Here is a 21,412-nt window from a genome sequence, read left to right as displayed (position 1 = left end):
CAGAAAAAAGAGAGAAACAGGAATAAAAGCGGGGAGGAAAGAGAACATGTTCAGGACAAGAAAACAGGACGTAAATGATGAGACAAATAGGAAAAAGCTGCCGGGATGGATCATTTTACCTATTTTAGCATGTGTCGTGCTGATATTTTTTATTGTATCACGATTATCCGCAGGAGAAGGGACAGAACAGCTTACAGTAGTCACTGTAGAGCGTGGAGATATCCGGCAGACCTACCTTGCTTCCGGGACGGTGGAGAGTCAGCGGACAAAGGTGTTCTATTCGCCGGTAAATGCTCCTGTAAAACAATGTACCGCTAAAGTTGGAAGCGCGGTTAAGAAGGGAGATCTTCTGGTTGCCTTCGATGTGACGAACCTGGAGAGAGACAACCAGCAGTCGGAATTAAATGTATTAGCGGCGAAATATACCAATCAAGACGCCGCAGAGCAGAGCGGAAGGGCGGCACAGGCTGCCGCCGCGGGGAAAGCGCAGACGGCAGATTCTATAGACCAGGTAAAGAAACAGATCCAAGATAAGCAAGCACAGATCAGCAGCCTGGAGAAACAAGCGGCTTCTGAATCCAGTCAGGCGTCTCAAAACGCGTCCAAGATAGCGGATCTTAGAAAAAAGATGCAGGAAAATCTGAATAAGCAGTCAGAGCAGAAGGCAGTAAAAGAAAACGCGGAACGCCAGCTGGAGAAATTAGATGAAACAGACCCGTCTAATACGGATAAGATCCAGGAGCTTCTTGCTGCCGCTCAGGACGCTACCGATCAGATCAGCAGCCTGGAACAAGCCTATCGATCCCTGGAAAGTCAGATGGAAAGCTTAAGCGGCGCGGGGGGAGGCGCCGCGGCGGAAAAACTCACGGCCGCACAGCAGGAACTGGAAGCTTTGCAGGCTAGTCTGAGTGAGCTTGAAAATAGCATGGGAGCCGCCGCGGCAGATACAGGCCTTACCAGCGGTCAGAGGAAAAATATGGAGGTATCCGAGAATCTGGCGGAATTGGCTCAGCTTGGCACGGAGGAACTTCTAAAGAAGGGACGGGAAGGTATAAAAGCAGAATATGACGGTATCATTTCTGATGTAAAAGTATTGGAGGGAAGTACAGCAGTCCAGGGCGGAGAATTATTTACGCTGGTGAGCAATCAAGACGTAAAGGTGAGGCTGGAAGTGCCGGCCAACGATTTTGACAATCTGGTAGAAGGAAACAGCGCTAAGATCACGATTGGGAAAAATACATATCAAGGCAGCTTGGAATCCGTGGATAAGATCGCGCTGACGAATGAAAAGGGAAGTTCCGTTATCCATGCGGATGTAAGTATAAGCAATCCAGATGAAGAAATCTGCGTTGGGGTAGGAGCAAAAGTCACCATGATGGTAGCAGAAAAAAAGGATGTTCCGTATCTTCCCAACGAGGTGGTCAATACATCTACAGAAGGAGATTTTGTGTATGTGATCCGAGGCGGAGAAGTAAAAAGGCAGGCGGTAGAGCTTGGGATAGCCTCTGACAGCAGCGTAGAGATCCTGGATGGACTGAAGGAAGGGGACGAAGTGATTTCCGATGTTTCCGGAAATGTGAGGGAAGGAATGAAGGCAACAGGTGTCCCCCAAGATACAGAAAAGGAGTGATCCCATGGGACAGTTTGGAGAATATGTAAAAATGGCTCTCTACAATATACGTGAAAATAAGGGCCGTTCCTTCCTGACTATGCTTGGGATCATTATCGGTATATCTTCGGTGATCACGATCGTCTCTATCGGAAGCGGGCTGAAGGCGGATGTTATGTCCAGTACGGAGACAAAGAGTGTTGTGGTAATGACAGATCCGGAGAAAAGCGTCAATACCCAGCTTATTACCTGGGAGGATGTGCAGGCATTAAAAGAACAGCTGGGGGATCAAGTGAGCGGAGTGGCAAACAGTACCCAGGCGGCAGGAACAGTAGAAACCCGAAAAGGGAGTTTTGACGCATATCTTACGCTGACAACACCGGATGAAGAATACAATCCTCTGCAATATCCGGTCATCCGCGGAACTTATTTCACTGGGGATGATGTGGAAAATGGATCATCCTCCTGCGTGGTGGACAAAGGGAGCGCGCTCTATTTATTTGGAACAGAGGATATCATAGGCATGGAACTGGATCTTCAGATCGAGGATCGTATACAGACGCTTCAGGTAAAGGGGGTAAGGGATCAGGACCCAGAGGTTATGGCGGCCAATGAAGAGGCGATGGCGATGTTTGGAATGGAAATGCCGGTCTTTCTGGAAGTGCCTTATACCGTGTCTGAGAACTGGGGAGAAGAGCCGGAGAATTTCTCATCACTGACGTTATACCTGGCGGAAGGATCCAAGGAAAACCAGGTGGCTAAATCCGCCGTGCAGATTCTGAACTCCCGCCATATGAATGAAGGGGAGGAATTGTTTATCAAGCAGCAGCCTATGGATATGACAGAAGCCATGGGCAGTATCATGGACGGAGTAACCGCGTTTGTGGCGTTTGTAGCAGGAATTTCTCTCTTGGTAGGAGGAATTGGGGTGATGAATATCATGCTGGTGTCTGTTACAGAACGTACCAGAGAGATTGGCATCCGCAAGGCCCTGGGAGCAAAGACGTCCTCTGTGATCGCCCAATTTCTGTGTGAATCTGCAATTATATCCGGCATTGGAGGACTCATTGGAATCCTGCTGGGCGCCGGGATCGCGGGATTGATCTCGGCCCTTGAGATCGGAGGCTTGTCAGCCCGGCTTTCACCTGCGGCAGTGATCTTTGCTACCTGTTTTTCCTGCGGGATCGGGATCGTATTTGGAATTTATCCGGCGCGGAAGGCAGCACGGATGAGTCCCATAGAGGCGTTGAGGCAATTATAAAAATCTAAGAATGAGAAGGAGGAAAAGTCATGTTTCAACCAAAACGTTTATTAAAAGTAATGTCTGTCATCTTCATCATCCTGGGAGTACTGGGATTGATCGGCACAGGTTTCAGCTACGCCATGCTTCCCAAGCTGGAAGCGATAGAAGGCATGGATATGAGTCTGCTTACGGAAACCATGACGCCTTTGAATCTGGTCATATCCATCATAAGCTGTATCAGCAGCGTGGGGGCGGGGATCGTAGGAATCAGCGGAAGATCCAGAAGATGGGCAGTGATCTTCATAGGAATCTACAGCCTGCTGGTGATTGTATCTCTGGTCCAGACGGCGATGCTGGGATTGTTTGGGTTTACAGCAGTAGTGGATATTATTATCCCGCTTCTATATTGGTGGGGACTGTACCAGTCGGATGATTTAAGCGGGATGGAAAGATAAGTACGCCATTCGCAAAGCCCGCCCGTCCGGGCTTGCCCGCGGCTGCCGCCGCTGCTTTGCTCATATGCGGACGCTCCGCTCATAGGGAAGACTGGCCGGAATTTCATGCAAGCATGAATTCCTTCCAATCTTCCCTATGGCGGAACTTTTTGTGTTAAATAATCTACTTTCGGCAATTTTCTTCCTTTTTTTTGTAGAAATGTTATAATAAAAAAAGTGTGTCATAGGTGACGACAATTTATATGAAAGAGAGGAAGGTATGTAATGAGCAGGTTGGAGATTGATTCCCCAAAACGGGCGAGGATCGTCATGGAGGGCCTGTATAAGGACCTGGAAAAGAGGATCGAATCTAGTCCGCCGGGCTTATGTCCAGTGGATATGGCGCGGGCATTTCTGGAACTGTGCCATGCTCAGACGTGTGGGAAATGTGTGCCGTGCCGGATCGGTCTTGGACAGCTAAATCATCTGATCAAAGACGTCCTGGACGGAAGGGCAACAATGGAGACTTTAGACGTGATGGAAGAAACAGCGCTTTCCGTCATGGAAACGGCGGACTGCGCAGTGGGGTATGAAGCGGCCAATATGGTCTATAAGGGGCTGATTGGGTACCGGGATGATTACATCGAACATATTCAGAACGGACGCTGTACTTGCAGTTATAACCAGCCCGTATCCTGTGTGTCATTATGTCCCGCTCATGTGGATATCCCTGGGTATGTGGCTTTGGTTGGGGAAGGGCGTTACGCGGACGCAATTCGTTTAATCCGCAAGGATAATCCATTTCCAACGACTTGCGGATTTATCTGTGAACATCCGTGTGAAGCCAGATGCCGCAGAAATATGGTGGACGATTCCGTAAATATCCGCGGTTTGAAGCGGGTCGCGGCGGATTTCGCCGGCGAGGTGGACCCGCCTGAATGCGCGCCGAAGACAGGTAAGAAAGTGGCGGTCCTTGGCGGAGGCCCAGGAGGTCTTAGCGCGGCCTATTATCTGCAGCTGATGGGCCATCAGGCGACCGTTTATGAGATGCTGCCGAAGCTTGGCGGAATGCTCCGGTATGGAATTCCCAACTATCGTCTTCCTAAGGAACGTCTGGATGAGGATATCAACGCGATCTTGAAGACAGGTGTGGATGTGAAGCACGGACTGAAGATTGGAGAGGACATTTCAATCCAGGAGCTGCGTGAGGAATATGACGCGGTTTTGATCACGATCGGCGCCAGCACGGATAAAAAGCTGGGACTGGAAGGAGAAGATGCGCAAGGTGTGATCTCTGCCGTCCAATTCTTGAGAAATGTCGGGAAAGAACAGATCCTGGATCTGACAGGGAAGCAGGTAGCGGTCATCGGCGGAGGAAATGTTTCTATGGACGCTGTCCGTACAGCCAAGCGCCTTGGAGCTTCCAAGGTCAGCATCGTGTACCGCCGGCGTGTGGCGGATATGACGGCCCTGCCAGGTGAGATAGATGGAGCGGTGGCAGAGGGGATCGAGCTGCAGACCTTAAAAGCGCCTTCCGCCATCGATGTGGATGAAAACGGCCATGTGAAAGGTATTTATGTGACACCTCAGATGGTAAGCGCTATTAAAGATGGAAGAGCAAGCATCAAGCCAACGGGAGAAGAAGATATTTATATTCCATGCGATGTTTTGATCGTGGCGATTGGACAGAATATCGAGACCCGCCATTTCGAGGAAGCGGGAATTCCTGTGGCAAGAGGAAAGATTGTGACAGAAAGTACCGGAACCTTTGAGAATATGCCGGGAGTATTTGCGGGAGGCGACTGTGCCAGCGGCCCTGCTTCTGTGATCAAGGCGATCGCGGCGGCGAAAGTGGTGGCAGCCAATATTGATGAGTATCTGGGGTATCACCATGAGATCTCCTGTGATGTGGAGATTCCGGAGCCCCGCCTGGATGACAGGAGCCCTTGTGGAAGAGTCAATATGACAGAGCGTGAAGCGTGTGAGAGAGTCCATGATTTTGAAGGCGTGGAAAAATGTATGACGGAGAAAGAGGCGAAGCAGGAGGCATCCCGCTGTCTGCGTTGTGATCACTTCGGATACGGAATATTTAAGGGAGGCAGAGAAACATTATGGTAAATCTTACGATAGACGGAAGAAAAGTTTCCGTAGAGGAAAATACCACGATCATGGAGGCTGCCGCCCAGATTGGGATCATGATACCCAAATTGTGTTATCTCAAGAATATTAATGAGATCGCGGCCTGCAGAGTCTGTGTAGTGGAATTGGAAGGCAAGGAGAAATTGATTTCTTCTTGTAATAATGTGGCGGAAGAAGGGATGGTCATTTATACAAACAGCCCCAAAGTACGCCGTCACAGGAGAACAACGGTAGAGCTTCTGCTCTCCCAGCATGACGGCCAGTGTGTAACCTGCTCAAGGAGCGGGAACTGCGCGCTGCAGACGATTGCCAATGACTTGAATATTTTGGATGTTCCTTACGAGAAACAGATCGAACGGCGGGCCTGGAATAAGGGATTCCCACTGATCAAGGATTACTCTAAGTGTATCAAGTGCATGCGCTGCGTCCAGATCTGCGATAAAGTCCAGGGGCTTGGAATCTGGGATGTGGAAGGCACCGGATCTATGACTACGATCAATGTGTCTGGCCACCGAAAGATCGAAGAGGCAGACTGTTCGCTCTGCGGGCAGTGTATCACGCATTGTCCGGTCGGAGCTTTGAGCGCCAGAGACGATACAGAAAAAGTCTGGAAAGCGATCGAAGATAAAGAAAAGGTTGTTGTGGTACAGGTGGCGCCCGCAGTGCGGACGGCCTGGGGCGAGAGCCTGGGACTGAAGCCAGAAGAGGCAACGGTAGGGAAAATCCTGGACGCGTTGAAACGGATGGGAGCGGACTACGTGTTTGATACCACATTTTCCGCAGATCTGACGATCATGGAGGAAGCGCACGAGTTTGTGAAGCGGTTTACTGCGGGAGAATTAAAGAGACTGCCGATGTTCACTTCCTGTTGCCCGGGATGGATCCGGTTTGTGAAGACACAGTATCCTCACCTTCTTCCGCAGATTTCTACGGCGAAATCACCCCAGCAGATGTTTGGCGCGGTAATGAAGACATATTTTGCTCAGAAGCTTGGAGTAGAGCCTGAGAAGATCTATACGGTTTCTGTGATGCCATGTGTCGCAAAGAAGAGTGAGCGAGAGATGGAACTGTTTTACGAAGAGTATGCGGGACACGATGTAGATGCGGTGATCACAACACGGGAATTGGTGAAAATGTTCGGAGCGGCGCATATCAATCCGGCAACGCTCAAAGACATTGAAAGTGATCGGCCGATGCAGCAGGGTTCTGGCGCGGGCGTTATCTTTGGAGCTACCGGAGGTGTTATGGAAGCGGCGCTCCGGACGGCTTACTATCTGATAAAGAGTGAGAATCCTCCGGCAGATGCGTTCCGTCAAGTGAGAAGCCGGGGATTCCAGGAGAATCAGGGCGTTCAGGAGGCGGAGTTCGCGATTGATGATATCACAGTAAAGATCGCGGCTGTCAGCGGTCTGGGAAATACTCGCGCGCTGCTGGATAAGATCCAGCGGGGAGAAGCGCATTATGATTTTGTAGAAGTGATGGCATGTCCAGGCGGATGTGTAGGTGGAGGCGGACAGCCGATCCATGACGGGGAAGAGCTTGCTTTCCAGAGAGGGGGCCAGCTGTATTCGCTGGATGAAAAGTCAAACATCCGGTTTTCGCACGAAAATAGAGATGTTATGCAGATGTACGCAGAGTTTTTTGAGAAGCCATTGTCTCATAGGGCGCATCAGCTTTTACATACGGAACATAGGCGCGCGCTGTAGAGAAGATTTCTGGAATAAGAAAAGGCGGTACACATTGTGTGTGCCGCCTTTCTATAGTGCGCCTGGCGGCGCACGTTTCTTAAGGGTGCAAGTCCCAAATCCGCCCGGTAGTGGGAAGGATATAGCCGAAGGCAAGGGTGTCCACCGCAAGGTGGAATCTGAAGGAAGCCGGATGTGGGGAACCTACTAACCCATGGGCAAACCTCTGGTCTGACGGACAGAAATCGTATAGAAGGCTGTACATGAGGGTAAGTCTGCTATACAAGACGAAGCCCGATAGCTACACGGAATCATGTACAGTAAATGCGGCAGATAGATGGAGGGAAAGAAACGTGTGGTACCCAGGGAGGTCTGTGCGGAATGCTCTAAAAAGAGTAACCATTATCGAGAGGTAATGTTGAGCGTACAGAAGTCAGCAGAGGCCATAGTAGCCGGAAGTTTTTTCGGCGAAGGGCTAAATCAATAGGAGCCCTTAGTACGACAGGGAAAGGAGGAATGGGCAGATGGGTACAGAAAACGGAGAAAGCTGCTCACAAAGAGATAGCGCGGAACGCAAAGGGTATGTGAGAGCGCACCGCTCATTCAACCGGATATGGAAGGAAAGGGACAGTGCAGAGTCGGACATCTTGGGTAAGATTCTGGCGAAAGATAACCTGAACAGAGCTTACAAGAGAGTAAAAGCAAACAAGGGAGCGCCGGGAGTCGACGGAATGACCATCGAAGCGGCCCTGCCATGGTTAAAGGAGCACAACTACGAACTGACAGAGAGAATCCGAAAGGGGAAGTATACCCCGTCTCCTGTCAGACGGGTGGAAATCCCAAAGGCGGACGGAGGGGTGCGCAAGCTAGGCATCCCAACGGTCATTGACCGCATCATCCAACAGGCAATGCTCCAGCAGCTCATGCCAATCTACGAGCCGCTGTTTTCGGATGACAGCTTTGGCTATCGTCCGGGACATGGGGCAAAAGACGCCATACACAGGATAAAAGAGTACATGGAACGGGGTTATACAAGGGCGGTCGTCCTTGACCTGTCAAAGTACTTTGATACGCTGAACCATACAATCCTGCTAAACCTGTTGAGAAAACAGGTAAAAGATGAGAGGGTGATACAGATGGTAAAGCGATACCTGAAAAGCGGAGTGATGGAGAACGGAGTTGTAACAGAGACAAAGGAAGGGTCCCCACAGGGAGGAAATCTCTCTCCCCTTTTGGCAAACGTGTACCTGAACGAGTTCGACTGGGAATTCCAGAGACGGGGTGTGCCGTGTATCCGCTATGCAGATGACATTGTATTGTTGGCGAAGAGTGAGCGGGCGGCAGAACGACTGCTGGAATCCAGTACGAAGTATCTGGAGGGAACGCTGAAGCTGAAAGTGAATCGGGAAAAGAGCCGGACAGTCAGCGTGTTCTCAATCGGAAATTTTAAGTTCCTTGGCTTTTGTTTTGGGAAGAACGGAAAAGGAATCTACGTCCGTGTCCATGGAAAGTCGTGGAAGAAAGCCAAGGATAAACTGCGCAAGCTCACTTCCCGGAGCAGGTGCGGGAGTATTATCCGAACCATGGAGAAGATAAAAGTCTACATGAGAGGATGGCTGAACTACTATGGGATAGCGGACATGAAGAAGAATATCGAAAGCCTGAACGGATGGCTGTACCGCCGGATACGGATGTGTATCTGGAAACAGTGGAAACGGCCAAAGACCCGAAGAAGAAAACTGATGGGACTGGGCTTACCGGAATGGGCAGCCTGTGAGGGAGCATACAGTAGGAAATCCTACTGGAGGATGTCTAACACAGGCGTGGTCAAAAGAGCGCTAACTAAAGAAAGACTGATAAACTGGGGTTTCTATGATTTAACCACAGCTTATCAGTCTCTGCACGTCAACTATTGAAACCGCCGTGTACCGAACGGTATGCACGGTGGTGTGAGAGGACGGGAGTTAATCACTCCCTCCTACTCGATTGTATTTTAAGTATCTTACCAAAAAACATTGCCGCCTACATTGATTCCTTCTTTGCCTGTCCATGCGGCATTAAAGTAATAGCAGTGAGCAACCGCCGAATATCTTGTCCCGCCAAGAACTGCCTGCGCCGCGGAATATGCGGACGAAGACGGTCCCGCTGCAAGAACCCGGTCTAAAGATCCATTCCAGGTAGGGGAAAACTGTCCTGATTGATAGATGACACCCCGGATCGTATTAGGAAAGCGAGAACTCTCCACACGGTTCATAATGACAGTCCCTACGGCCAACATTCCGTCATAGCTTCCTCCTGCTTCACATTGCAGGATAGCCGCCAGCAATGCCACATCACTGACATCAGCAGATATAGAGGAACCAGAATTGTTTGTTGAGCCATTGTTAGAATCATCACTGGAAGTGGAGCCGGATACCTTGTTATTTTGCGCGGTCTTCGCGGCCTCCTCCGCCGCCTGGGCGCGTGCCAGCTGAGACTCATAATCTGCCAGTTCACCTGAAGTAGAAGAAATTTTTGCGTTGATAGTTTCCTGCTGACTGGTCAGATCGCTTTGGAGAGTTTTTAACTCTTTTTGTTTATCCTCCAGATCCTGCTGCTTTTGTTCTACATCGGCCCGGACTTTTTGGAATTCCTCCAGCATATTCCGGTCGTAATCGCTGATCGTATTTATATATTCTGCTTTGTTGAGAAAATCCCCCATGTTCTCGGAAGAAAACAGAATCTCAAGAAGAGAAGCGCTTCCGCCCTCGTACATAAATTTGATCCGGTCTTTCATGGATTCATATTGGGATTCTTCATTTAATTTGGCGGCGGCCAAATCTAATTTCGCTTTTTCTACATCGGCAGAAAGTGTTTCAATCTCCGCAGATGTTTCGTCAAGTTCCTTGCTAAGTGAAGCAAGTTCGCTGTTCAGATCATCAAGTTCTCCCTGAAGATTAGAGGTCTTCTCTTCGAGTTCCTGGCTAGAGGGCGCAGCATATACAGAGATTCCGGAAGAAGCAAGTGTTACGGCGCATAGAAACCCTAAGACAGACCGTAATAGTTGTTTCTTTTTAATACTCATTCAATACCTTTCCTTTCTGTCTTTTGTAAGTGCTAATACATTATACAACAAATTGCTTTATATTGCAAACTTTGTTAAAATAAATGTAACGGTTTTGTAACAAATGGATGTAAAAGTAGAAAGGACAGAAACAGATTTTAGAACATAACGAAAAGAATTGTTCAATATGTTATAAAGATGAAAGGAAGAAAAGATGAAGAAATACGAAGAAGAACATTATCAGTATGAGAAGATCAAAGATCGTATCTATCCCTGGATCAGGAAAGAGATCAAGGACAGCCACGCGCTGAATGGGAAAAATCTGTCGGAGAAGGATACGCCGGTAGTTGCCTTTACAGGAGACTTAAAGGTGATCTTCGCGATCCGCCGGGGAGAGGAAACTTATGAGATATTGAAAGACAACATGCTGCCTCCGGAAGCGGATATCGAAAAACTTTATCATCAGGCGTGCGAGAATTTGGCAAGAGATGTGGAATTTGTAATCGGGAATACATGGTACGGAGCGTTTGGGATTATCGCGGATGGACTTCATGAAGCGAGTTCTTTATGCTTCAAACATATTTGGCAGGTGTGTGTAGATAAACTGAAGGATGATCTGGTGATCATGGCGCCGTCAAAGGATACAGTTCTTTTTGCGCCTGCCGGTCAAAAAGAAGTGGTAGACAAGATGATCGAGCATGGAAAAGGCGCTTATGATATGTCTGGCGAAAGGATCAGCACATCGCTTATGCTGTTTTCCCAGAAGAGAAAGGATTTGACGGTTTATGAGACGCGGGATTAAACTGATCGCCTTCGATTTAGACGGAACACTTTTGACAACAGATAAAAAGGTGACACAGGAGACGCAAAGAGTATTAAAAATGGCGGCGGAAAGGGGAATCTGCCTGCTCCCCGCTACAGGACGTCCCTTGACCGCTATCCCGGAGGAGCTGCTGGAATTGGCCGGAGCGGAGTACGCGATCACGGCAAATGGGGCAAGGATCGTGGAGACAAAAGAGAGAAAGACGGTCTGGGAAAAACTGGTATCTGTTGAAACAGCGAGAAATGTCTTGGATATTTTTGGAGAATATGATACACTACGAGAGATCTATTATGACGGCAAAGGCTATGTGAAGACGGCAGAATTAGAGAAAGGAAGCCATTACATACCAGATCCGGTCATGGAAGAGTACATCCGGGCGACACGGGTGACAGTATTGGATCTTGTAGAGAAATTTGAAGAAGAAAATAGAGGGGTAGATAAGGTTCAGGCCTTTTTTGCCTCCGATGAGGAAAAAAAGGAAGCGTTTGAAAAAGTACGACGCCTCGGCGGAGTTGAAGTGACGGGGGCTCTTCCTTATAATATTGAAGTAAATGCAGAAGGGATCAATAAAGGCGAAGCCCTGCTGTGGGTGGCAGAGCGCCTGGGAATCCGCAGAGAAGAAACCTTGGCGTTTGGGGACGGAGCCAACGATGTGGAGCTTCTGCGTACAGCTGGGATTGGAGCGGCAATGTCTAATGGCGTGCCGGAAGTCTTAGCGGCGGCAGATATAAAAGCGGGAAATAATGACGAAGATGGGGTTGCCTGTACCATTCGGCGTTATCTGGAAGGAAATATGAAAGATAATTAATAAGGAAGAAATCAGAGAGGAGAGATGACATGTTAGATGTATTAAAAGTGATTCTGCTTGGAATTGTCGAAGGTATTACGGAATGGCTTCCAGTGAGCAGCACGGGGCATCTGATTCTAGTGGGGGATTTGCTTCAGCCCAATTTAAGCGATTCATTTATGGAGATGTTCAATGTGGTCATACAGCTTGGAGCTATCATGGCGGTAGTAGTACTGTATTTTCATAAGCTGAATCCATTTTCCCCTAAAAAGACAAAGAAGCAGAAGCTTCTAACTTGGCAGATGTGGATTAAAGTACTGATCGCCTCGGTTCCGGCGGGAATTGTGGGAATTTTATTTAACGATACCCTGGACCGCCTGTTTTATTGGTCTGTGCCAGTGGCGCTCATGCTGATTGTCTACGGCGTACTGTTCATTGTGATCGAAAAGCGAAATGAAGGTCGGCGCCCTGCGGTTACAAAGATATCAGAACTGTCGGTGCGGATGCTGCTGTGGATCGGAGTGTTCCAGATGCTGGCCCTGATACCAGGAACCTCCAGGTCAGGAGCGACTATTGTCGGAGCTCTGATCATAGGCGTGTCTAGAGAAGTGGCGGCAGAATTTACCTTCTTTTTAGCAATTCCCGCGATGTTCGGAGCAAGCCTGATCAAGCTGATCGGATTTGGCTTCAGCTTTACTGCGGCGGAATTGGGGTACCTGCTTCTTGGCTGTGTGGTATCTTTCGGACTTTCTATAGTGGCGATCCGGTTCCTGATGGGATATATCAAACAGCATGACTTTAAAGTATTTGGTTATTATCGAATTATATTGGGAGCACTTGTGCTGATTGTGGCGTTTGTGCAGTGGATCTTTTAAATAGGGCCGGGGGATTTTTAAAAATCCCCCGGCCCTATTTAAAAAAGCCCTGTCCCTTTTTGAAGTTTCTAAGGGTCAGGGCTTGTTTTTTAGAAAAAGCATGTTATAATTATGAGGATAGTCTGTATGATTATACAATTTATGAATAAAACGGAGGGAAAAATGATGAAAAAGGTTACAGCGTTGTTCCTGGCGATGATCCTTGCGGCCGGTCTTCTTGTCGGATGCGGGGGAAATGGGGAAGAAGGAAGTGAAGAAGCAGTAACTGCTAAGGTGATCGAGATTGATCTTACCAATGAGGAGTATGCGTTTGGTGTGGATAAGAACCAGCCGGAACTTCTGGAACAGGTGAATGCGTTTATCGCAAAGATCCAGGAAGATGGAACTTTTGACGAAATCTGTGATAAATATTTTGGCGGCGGTGAGCCGGAGGCTGTACAGTCCGCAGCGCTGGATACTTCTAAGGACCAGCTTGTAGTTGCGACGAATGCGGCGTTTGAACCATTTGAGTATACACAGGGTGAAGATTATTATGGTATTGACATGGAAATCGCGGCTCTGTTGGCTGAGGAACTGGGACAGGAATTGGTCATCCAGAATATGGACTTCGATGCGGTATGTCTGTCTGTAAGCCAGCAGAAATGCGACATTGCCATGGCAGGACTTACGATCAACGAGGAGAGAGAAGAGTACGTAACATTCACGGATCCTTATTATCAGGCTTCTCAGCGGCTGATCGTGCCAAGCAATGATACTTCTTTTGATGACTGTGAAGATGCGGATGCGGTAGCCGCAAAACTGGCAGAACTGGAGTCTTCTGATTCTGTTGGCGTTCAGCAGGGAACGACAGGGCAGTATTATGTAGAAGGCGATGAGAGCTGGGGCTTCCCAGGGCTTCCTGCAAAATGTGTTCCATATAAGAGTGGTTCTCTGGCAGTCCAGGATATGCTGCAGGGCAAGATCCAGTACGTGATCATCGATGCGGCTCCGGCGGCGGCGATCACAGAATCTATCAATGAGATGCAGTAGGAAACATACAGTAAGAACAGGATGAGCAAAAAAGGAAGGCGGCTATGTATGGATAACGCCTTCCTTCTTTTAAGAAGGGAAAAAGATGGGCGATTTTAGTCAGAAAGTAGACAAATTTATAGAAATTTTTCTGGAACAAAACGGCTATGTGAGAGTCGTTGAAGGCCTTCAGAATACGCTGTTGATCGCGGTCACAGGTCTGATCTTGGGGACTTTGATCGGAACTTTGATCGCGACGGTGAGGGTGCTGCCAAAGTATAAACGCCTTCCTCGGATCTTAAATGGAATCTGCAGTTTTTATGTTGCGCTATTCCGGGGAACGCCAACGGTTGTACAGCTCCTGGTATTTTATTATGTATTGCTTCCGATCATCGGCTGGCAGATTACGGGGGTTCAGGTGGCGATGCTGGTATTTGGCTTGAACAGCGGCGCCTATATTTCTGAGATCATGCGGAGCGGAATCCAGTCTGTAGACGCTGGGCAGATGGAAGCCGGGCGTGCGGTAGGTTTAAGTTTTGGCACTACGATGGCCAAGATCGTAATCCCGCAGGCAGTCAAAAATATCCTTCCTACAATGGGAAATGAGTTTATCGCCTTGATCAAAGAGACATCGGTAGTCAGCTTTGTAGGGGCGGCGGACTTGTATGTAGCATTTAATTATATCGGAAGCAACAGTTATGAATTTATGGTTCCATACTTGGTAATGGCGCTGATTTATATTGTACTGGTGCTGCTGATCACATTGTTGATTCGATTGATGGAAAGGAGCCTGAAGAAGAGTGATAGAAGTAATTAATCTTAAGAAAAGCTTCGGAAAAACTGAGGTTCTGAAGGATATTAACATTACCATCAATAAAGGAGACATTGTGGCGGTACTCGGTCCGTCAGGTTCTGGGAAATCTACGTTCCTGCGCTGTCTGAACTGCATGGAGGATCCTACAAGCGGCAGTATTATTTTTAAGGGTGTAGATATTGCGGATATGAGTGTGGATATCAATGTACATCGCCGGCATATGGGGATGGTATTCCAGCATTTTAATCTGTTTAATAATAAGACGGTGCTTCAGAATGTCATGCTGGCTCCCGCCTATCTGCGCTGTCAGGATTTGAAAAAGACCAAGAGAAAGAATGCCGGGATCCGTTTTCAGAACCTGTTCCGGGGTAAAAACAAGAAGGAATTGATTCCGGTGACAGAGACGAAGGAACAGATTTTAAATGAAACGAAGAGGCAGGCGCTGGAACTTTTAAAGCGGATTGGCCTGGACGACAAGGCGGACGCTTATCCGTCAACATTGAGCGGCGGCCAGAAACAGAGAGTGGCGATCATCCGTTCAATGGCTATGAACCCGGATGTGATCTTATTTGATGAGCCAACATCAGCATTGGATCCGGAGATGGTTGGAGAAGTTCTGGAGCTGATGAAGCAGCTGGCAAAAGAGGGAATGACCATGGTAGTGGTCACCCATGAAATGGGATTTGCCAGAGAAGTCGCTTCCAGAGTATTATTTATGGATGAGGGTGAGATCAAAGAGGAGGCCGGGCCGGAAGAATTCTTTGATCATCCAAAAGACCCAAGATTAAAAGAATTTTTGTCGAAGATATTATAAATTTCAATTGGGGCCGGGGGATTTTTAAAAATCCCCCGGCCCCAATTGAAAAAGCCCTGTCCCCTATTGTAAATTCATGGTCGAAATGCTAGAATGGGCTGGGATTACTATTTTACGACAGAGGGACGGGATTGAGCGATGAAAAAAGTGTTAGATGTAAAGAATAAAGAATGGCTGATTCAAAGTGTTTACGCAGTGGGAGGCAGTCTGCTGTTTGCCGCGGGGGTGAACCTTGTGATCACTCCATTGGGGCTCTATAATGGAGGATTTATGGGATTTGCCCAATTGCTGCGGACGTTTGTGGTAAGTGTCCTGCATGTTCCTGTGCCGGCAAGTGTCGATTTGTCCGGTGTGATTTATTTTATACTTAATATTCCCCTTTTTTACATGGGATTAAGGATACTCGGGAAGGAATTCGCGGTCAAGACCTTGATCACCGTAGGAATCCAGAGTCTTTGGCTTTCGGTGATCCCTATTCCGGCGGCGCCGATCATTGAGGATTATCTAACGGCCTGTATCATCGGAGGTCTTATTGCGGGAACCGGAACAGGGCTTGTGCTGCGGGGCCGCAGTTCCGGAGGCGGACAGGATATTATCGGACTTTGCTGTTCCAAAAGATACCAAAATGTCAGCGTGGGCAAGATTAATATTTTGATGAATATTTTTGTGTATGTGATCTGCCTTTTTATGTTTAACATTGAGATTGTTGTATATTCTTTGATCTATACGACAGTTTTGTCTCTTGCTATTGATCGGGTACATATTCAGAATATCAACATGAGTGTAATGATCTTTACAAAGAAACTGGGGATTTCTAAGGCGATCATGGAGCAGATGGGACGTGGCGTAACGAACTGGGACGGAGAAGGAGCTTATACAAACAAAACATCCTATATTCTTTTCGTTTTAATTTCTAAATATGAGGTGGCGCAGATCAAGAAGATTGTGCACAGCATCGATCCCAACGCGTTTATGATATTTACGGAAGGCTGTTCTGTAGAGGGGAATTTTGAAAAGCGTTTGTAATGTTGGGGGACAAAAAGAGAGAAAGCGTGAAGATCAGGCGGGAAGCCTGGTCAGAAGAATGTATAAATAAAAAAGAAAATGAAGATACTGTAAAACAGGATGCAAAATGTATCCTGTTTTTTTTAGTGCCTCAAAAGGGACAGGGCATTTTTAGTTTGGGCCGGGGGATTTTTAAAAATCCCCCGGCCCCGGCAGGACTTTACATAGATTTAACATTCAGCAGATTTCGGATTTAACATTTGCCCGATATGATATCACTTGTGAAGAAGAAAACAATACCTCAAAAATCTAGTAAACAAAAGGAGAGTAATCAAATGAAAATGAAAAAGTTTATTGCAGTTTTAGCAACAGTTGCTATGGTCGCAGGACTTGCAGTCGGCTGCGGCGGCGGATCTGATTCTGGTTCCGACGAGGGAGGATCTGGAAGCTCTAGCGATTTTGATTCTTCTATGGATATCACCATTGTTTCCAGAGAAGATGGTTCTGGCACAAGAGGAGCTTTCATCGAACTGTTTGGTGTTCAGGAAGAAGTTGACGGTGAGGATGTTGACATGACAACAGAGGAAGCTCAGATTACAAACAGCACTTCTGTTATGTTGACCACAGTTGCTGGTGATGACTACGCGATTGGTTATGTATCTCTTGGTTCTTTGGATGACAGCGTAAAAGCAGTAAAGATCGATGGCGCTGAGGCAACTGCTGATAATGTAAAGAGCGGCGACTACAAAGTTTCTCGTCCGTTTAATATTGCGACTAAGACAGACATGAACAACCCGACAGCAACAGACTTTATCTCATTCATCATGAGCGAAGAAGGACAGGCTGTTGTTGCGGAAGAAGGATATATTCCGCTTGACGGCGTAGAAGCATACGCGGGAGACGCTCCGGCAGGAGATGTGGTTGTTGGCGGTTCCTCTTCTGTATCCCCAGTAATGGAGAAACTGATCGAGGCATATGCGGAAGTAAATCCAAACGCGAATATCGAACTGCAGACTACAGACTCTACTACAGGTATGGAGAATGCCATCAGCGGTTCTTATGACATCGGTATGGCTTCCAGAGAAGTAAAAGAGGAAGAGCTTGCGGGAGGCCTTGAGGCACAGGTGATCGCAACCGATGGTATCGCGGTAATCGTAAACAATAACAACCCGGTAGAAGATCTGAGCAGCGATCAGGTAAAAGCAATCTATACTGGCGAAGCTCTTACATGGGATGAGGTAGCAGAATAATATGAAATCAAAAGCATGGACGGAAAAATTCATGCGGGGAGTGTTCTTCATTGCCGCCTGCGCTTCGGTGCTGGCGGTAGCTCTCATTTGTGTCTTCTTATTTGCAAATGGACTTCCCGCAATGTCTGAGATCGGCTTTATAGAGTTCCTTTCTGGAACCATGTGGAAGCCGAACAATGATATCTATGGAATCCTTCCTATGATCGTAGGAAGCTTATATGTGACCGCGGGCGCTATCATCTTTGGTGTTCCGATCGGAATCCTGACTTCTGTGTTTATGGCGTTCTACTGTCCGAAACAGATTTACAGGCCTTTAAAAACAGCAACGGAACTGCTGGCAGGAATCCCTTCCGTTGTCTATGGTTTCTTTGGACTGGTCGTTCTGGTACCGCTGGTGCGCCAGCTTGGCCGAGACTTGGGATTTGGAGGAAACGGGAGCAGTATGCTGACCGCCTCTCTGCTTCTTGGCATGATGATCCTGCCTACTATCATCGGACTGACAGAATCTTCTCTGAGAGCAGTCCCGGAACAGTATTATGAGGGAGCGGTTGCCTTGGGGGCAACTCATGAAAGAGCAATTTTCCGGGTAGTGCTTCCGGCGGCTAAATCCGGTGTTGTAGCAGCGATCGTGCTGGGTGTGGGACGTGCCATCGGCGAAACCATGGCGGTGATCATGGTGGCTGGAAACCAGGCCAGACTGCCTCAGGGAATTTTCCGGGGAGTCCGGACTTTGACAGCCAATATCGTAATTGAGATGGGATACGCGACGGATCTTCATAGAGAAGCACTGATCGCGACAGGCGTTGTGCTGTTCGTGTTTATCCTGATCATTAACTTCTGCGTAGCATTTTTGAACAGGGGGAACAGCCATGAGTAAGAATGAAATGACAGCCGGACGCGCAAAAAATGAAATGACGCTGGGACAGAGGATGAAAGGATATACCAGAACACCTGGTTCCATGATCGTTATGATCCTGGTCATGCTGTCAGCGATCGTCACCTTTGCGGTGCTGATCTTCTTGATCGCGTATATCCTGATCAATGGACTGCCGTACATCAAACCTTCCCTGTTCTCGTTGGAGTATTCTTCTGAGAACGCCTCTCTTATGCCGGCATTGATCAATACGGTGATCATGACTGCCCTTTCTCTTTTGATCGCGGTTCCCTTTGGGATTTTCTCCGCCATTTTCCTGGTGGAGTACGCAAAACGGGGAAATAAATTTGTAGAGGTCATCCGGCTGACTACCGAGACCCTTCAGGGAATCCCTTCTATTGTATATGGATTGTTTGGAATGCTGTTTTTCGTTACTACCTGTGGATGGGGATTCTCAATCTTGGCGGGAGCGTTTACCTTATCGATCATGGTACTGCCGCTGATCATGAGAAGTACAGAAGAGGCTTTAAAAGCGGTGCCGGATTCTTATCGGGAAGGCAGTTTCGGATTAGGAGCCGGCAAGCTAAGGACGGTATTCCGTATTGTCCTTCCATCCGCGATCCCTGGAATCTTGGCCGGCGTGATCCTGGCTATCGGACGTATCGTGGGTGAGACGGCGGCTTTGATCTATACGGCCGGAACAGTTGCCGATATTCCCAAAAGTGTGATGAGTTCCGGACGGACACTTGCGGTGCATATGTATAATCTGGCAAGTGAAGGACTGTATATGGATCAGGCGTATGCCACAGCAGTCATCCTGCTGGTATTGGTAGTGGGGATCAATACACTGTCCAGTATTGTGGCTAAGAGATTAACGAAAGCATAGAGAGGGAGAACAATGTCGAAAATAAGTATCAAAAATCTGGATTTATACTACAGCGATTTCAAGGCATTGAAAAATGTCAATCTGGAAATCGAAGAACATAAGATCACAGCGTTTATCGGGCCTTCCGGATGTGGAAAATCCACATTGCTCAAATCTATCAACCGCATGAATGATCTGGTAGAAGGCTGCCGGATCGAAGGCGACATCCTTCTGGATGGAGAGGATATTTTTAAAGATGTAGATGTGAATCTTCTGCGGAAGCGGGTTGGCATGGTATTCCAGAAGCCCAACCCGTTCCCGATGAGCATTTATGACAATATTGCCTATGGACCAAGGACCCATGGCATACATTCAAAAGCGAAACTGGATGATATTGTTGAGAAGTCCTTAAGAGATGCGGCCATTTGGGAAGAATGCAAGGACCGTTTGAAAAAGAGCGCTCTTGGCATGTCAGGCGGGCAGCAGCAGAGACTTTGTATCGCCAGAGCTTTGGCGGTACAGCCGGAGGTGCTGTTGATGGATGAGCCAACATCCGCGCTGGACCCTATTTCTACGTCAAAGATTGAAGACCTTGCGATGGACCTGAAAAAGGATTATACTATTGTTATGGTAACGCACAATATGCAGCAGGCTGTACGTGTGTCAGATAATACCGCCTTCTTTCTGCTGGGCGAAGTGATCGAGTACAATGATACAGAAAAATTATTCTCAATACCGGCAGATAAGAGAACAGAAGATTATATTACAGGGAGGTTTGGTTAAGATATGCGTAATAAATTTGATATGCAGTTGGAACTTTTGAGTGAACAGCTCATCCACATGGGAGAACTGTGCGAGACGGCGATCAATAAGGCAACGACTGCGCTCCAGCAGGGAAGTATGGAACAGGCGAAAGAGGTCATTGCCGCGGATGAAGAGATCGACCAGATGGAAAAAGATATCGAGCGCCTTTGTCTGAAGCTTTTGCTCCAGCAGCAGCCGGTAGCAAGAGACTTAAGGCAGATATCAGCGGCGTTGAAGATGATCACAGATATGGAGCGGATCGGGGATCAGACTTCAGATATCGCGGAGATCATCATTTCCGAGAAAAAGTCGGAGGCTAGTGATATCCCGAAGATCGGCCAGATGTCTGAGGCTGCCGCGAAAATGGTGCGCGACAGCGTGCGCGCCTATGTAAATAAGGATCTGGAGCTTTCCAGACAGGTGATGGCGGCGGACGATGAAGTGGATCTTCTTTTTGAGGCGAATAAAAAGGAATTGGTGGAATTCATTGCTCAAAATAAGGGTGACCAGGGGAAAGAGGCTTTCGATCTGATCATGGTAGCAAAATATTTGGAGCGAATCGCGGATCACGCCACCAATATCGCGGAGTGGGTTGAATTTTCGATCACAGGGATCCACAAAGATAGTAAAGTATAGAAACTTGAAGGAGTATCAGAATGATTTTTTGTGTAGAAGATGACAGCAATATCCGAGAGTTAGTTGTATATACTTTAGAAACCACGGGCTTTCAGGCGCGTGGTTTTGAAGATGGTAAAGAATTCTGGGAAACTCTTGCGTTGGAAACACCAAGGCTGGTCCTTCTGGATATCATGCTTCCGGGAGAAGACGGACTTGAGATTCTTAAAAAGCTGAAATCTTCGTCAAGGACCCGGAATATTCCGGTGATCATGGTGACTGCAAAAGGAGCGGAATACGACAAGGTAAAAGGACTGGATCTGGGAGCGGATGATTATGTGGCTAAGCCATTTGGAATGATGGAACTGGTTTCCAGAGTAAAGGCAGTCCTGCGCCGCAGTGAAGCCAATGCCAGAGATCAAAAAAGCATCCTGGCGGCAGGAGATATTGAGATCGACACGAAGAAACATGAGGTGACGGCGGCAGGAGATGTAGTAAATCTGACTCTGAAAGAATATGAGCTTTTGAAAAGACTGATGGAAAATCAGAATGTGGTGATGACCAGGGACCGCCTTTTGGAAGATATCTGGGGATATGATTTTGACGGAGAGACCAGGACTGTGGACGTACATGTACGGACTCTGCGGCAGAAGCTGGGATCCTGCGGCGAGCAGATCGAGACCGTCAGAGGTGTGGGATATCGGATGAGCAAGCAGGAGCCTTAA

The 21,412-nt window shown here is 47.9% G+C and carries 21 protein-coding genes and 1 pseudogene; 20 read left to right on the top strand and 2 right to left on the bottom strand.

From position 1 onward, the window contains the following. The first annotated feature begins 46 nt into the window (after window positions 1-46). The 5 genes from FND36_13035 (at window position 47) to FND36_13015 (ending at window position 7,131) form a co-directional block, all read left to right on the top strand. Window positions 47-1,630 (top strand): HlyD family efflux transporter periplasmic adaptor subunit, encoded by a 1,584-nt coding sequence (locus FND36_13035; protein ID QDW74884.1) that lies wholly within the window; start codon window positions 47-49, stop codon window positions 1,628-1,630. Window positions 1,631-1,634: 4 nt separating this feature from the next. Further along, window positions 1,635-2,870 carry an FtsX-like permease family protein gene (locus FND36_13030; protein ID QDW74883.1) on the top strand — a complete coding sequence of 412 codons (1,236 nt, stop codon included), beginning with the start codon at window positions 1,635-1,637 and terminating at the stop codon, window positions 2,868-2,870. A 29-nt stretch (window positions 2,871-2,899) separates the two neighbouring features. Then, complete coding sequence (locus tag FND36_13025) at window positions 2,900-3,307, top strand: hypothetical protein (protein ID QDW74882.1); 408 nt, start codon at window positions 2,900-2,902, stop codon at window positions 3,305-3,307. Window positions 3,308-3,571: 264 nt separating this feature from the next. After that, the gene (locus FND36_13020) at window positions 3,572-5,404 is read left to right on the top strand and encodes a glutamate synthase (GenBank protein ID QDW74881.1); all 1,833 of its coding nucleotides are present in this window, start codon (window positions 3,572-3,574) and stop codon (window positions 5,402-5,404) included. After that, window positions 5,398-7,131, top strand: coding sequence for a 4Fe-4S dicluster domain-containing protein (locus tag FND36_13015; protein QDW74880.1), 1,734 nt, complete (start codon window positions 5,398-5,400; stop codon window positions 7,129-7,131). The genes FND36_13020 and FND36_13015 overlap by 7 nt, the downstream gene beginning before the upstream one ends. Window positions 7,132-7,210: 79 nt before the next feature. On the opposite strand, the pseudogene FND36_13010 reads toward FND36_13015, so the two are convergent. Beyond that, a pseudogene (locus FND36_13010) lies at window positions 7,211-7,425 on the bottom strand (hypothetical protein). Here FND36_13010 and FND36_13005 point away from each other — a divergent pair. Together FND36_13005 and ltrA are read left to right on the top strand one after the other, a co-directional pair. After that, complete coding sequence (locus FND36_13005; GenBank protein ID QDW74879.1) at window positions 7,374-7,526, top strand: arginase; 153 nt, start codon at window positions 7,374-7,376, stop codon at window positions 7,524-7,526. The pseudogene FND36_13010 and the gene FND36_13005 sit on opposite strands and share 52 nt — an antisense overlap. Before the next feature lie 108 nt (window positions 7,527-7,634). After that, window positions 7,635-9,026 carry a group II intron reverse transcriptase/maturase gene (gene ltrA / locus FND36_13000; GenBank protein ID QDW74878.1) on the top strand — a complete coding sequence of 464 codons (1,392 nt, stop codon included), beginning with the start codon at window positions 7,635-7,637 and terminating at the stop codon, window positions 9,024-9,026. An 86-nt stretch (window positions 9,027-9,112) separates the two neighbouring features. On the opposite strand, the gene FND36_12995 is transcribed toward ltrA, so the two are convergent. Then, on the bottom strand, window positions 9,113-10,174 hold the full coding sequence (locus tag FND36_12995; protein QDW74877.1) for a cell wall hydrolase: 1,062 nt from the start codon (window positions 10,172-10,174) through the stop codon (window positions 9,113-9,115). A 193-nt stretch (window positions 10,175-10,367) separates the two neighbouring features. On the opposite strand from FND36_12995, the gene FND36_12990 reads away from it, so the two are divergent. The 13 genes from FND36_12990 to FND36_12930 all read left to right on the top strand — a co-directional run bounded on the left by FND36_12990 (window position 10,368) and on the right by FND36_12930 (window position 21,412). Beyond that, a complete protein-coding gene (locus FND36_12990; GenBank protein ID QDW74876.1) occupies window positions 10,368-10,955 on the top strand; it encodes a DUF1444 family protein in 588 nt (195 codons plus the stop codon). Next, the gene (locus FND36_12985; GenBank protein QDW74875.1) at window positions 10,939-11,784 is read left to right on the top strand and encodes an HAD family phosphatase; all 846 of its coding nucleotides are present in this window, start codon (window positions 10,939-10,941) and stop codon (window positions 11,782-11,784) included. Before FND36_12990 ends, FND36_12985 begins: the two co-directional genes overlap by 17 nt. 29 nt (window positions 11,785-11,813) lie before the next feature. Next, window positions 11,814-12,638: an undecaprenyl-diphosphate phosphatase gene (locus tag FND36_12980; protein ID QDW74874.1), complete on the top strand. Its 825-nt coding sequence runs from the start codon at window positions 11,814-11,816 to the stop codon at window positions 12,636-12,638. Window positions 12,639-12,800: 162 nt separating this feature from the next. Further along, a complete protein-coding gene (locus tag FND36_12975; GenBank protein QDW74873.1) occupies window positions 12,801-13,667 on the top strand; it encodes a transporter substrate-binding domain-containing protein in 867 nt (288 codons plus the stop codon). 85 nt (window positions 13,668-13,752) lie between these two features. Continuing rightward, window positions 13,753-14,463, top strand: coding sequence for an amino acid ABC transporter permease (locus tag FND36_12970; protein ID QDW74872.1), 711 nt, complete (start codon window positions 13,753-13,755; stop codon window positions 14,461-14,463). Next, window positions 14,447-15,274, top strand: coding sequence for an amino acid ABC transporter ATP-binding protein (locus FND36_12965; protein ID QDW74871.1), 828 nt, complete (start codon window positions 14,447-14,449; stop codon window positions 15,272-15,274). Before FND36_12970 ends, FND36_12965 begins: the two co-directional genes overlap by 17 nt. 138 nt (window positions 15,275-15,412) lie before the next feature. Next, on the top strand, window positions 15,413-16,300 hold the full coding sequence (locus FND36_12960; protein ID QDW74870.1) for a YitT family protein: 888 nt from the start codon (window positions 15,413-15,415) through the stop codon (window positions 16,298-16,300). Window positions 16,301-16,614: 314 nt separating this feature from the next. Further along, window positions 16,615-17,529, top strand: coding sequence for a phosphate ABC transporter substrate-binding protein (locus FND36_12955; protein ID QDW74869.1), 915 nt, complete (start codon window positions 16,615-16,617; stop codon window positions 17,527-17,529). Window position 17,530: 1 nt separating this feature from the next. Next, complete coding sequence (gene pstC, locus FND36_12950) at window positions 17,531-18,406, top strand: phosphate ABC transporter permease subunit PstC (GenBank protein ID QDW74868.1); 876 nt, start codon at window positions 17,531-17,533, stop codon at window positions 18,404-18,406. 7 nt (window positions 18,407-18,413) lie between these two features. Beyond that, window positions 18,414-19,289 carry a phosphate ABC transporter permease PstA gene (pstA, locus tag FND36_12945; protein QDW75635.1) on the top strand — a complete coding sequence of 292 codons (876 nt, stop codon included), beginning with the start codon at window positions 18,414-18,416 and terminating at the stop codon, window positions 19,287-19,289. A 12-nt stretch (window positions 19,290-19,301) separates the two neighbouring features. Then, the gene (gene pstB, locus FND36_12940; protein QDW74867.1) at window positions 19,302-20,051 is read left to right on the top strand and encodes a phosphate ABC transporter ATP-binding protein; all 750 of its coding nucleotides are present in this window, start codon (window positions 19,302-19,304) and stop codon (window positions 20,049-20,051) included. A 3-nt stretch (window positions 20,052-20,054) separates the two neighbouring features. Continuing rightward, window positions 20,055-20,708: a phosphate signaling complex protein PhoU gene (gene phoU, locus FND36_12935; protein QDW74866.1), complete on the top strand. Its 654-nt coding sequence runs from the start codon at window positions 20,055-20,057 to the stop codon at window positions 20,706-20,708. A 20-nt stretch (window positions 20,709-20,728) separates the two neighbouring features. Next, window positions 20,729-21,412 (top strand): response regulator transcription factor, encoded by a 684-nt coding sequence (locus FND36_12930; protein ID QDW74865.1) that lies wholly within the window; start codon window positions 20,729-20,731, stop codon window positions 21,410-21,412.

This window comes from Lachnospiraceae bacterium KGMB03038 (genome assembly GCA_007361935.1).
Taxonomy (GTDB): Bacteria; Bacillota; Clostridia; order Lachnospirales; family Lachnospiraceae; genus Massilistercora.
This window is presented reverse-complemented; position numbering and strand designations above follow the sequence as displayed.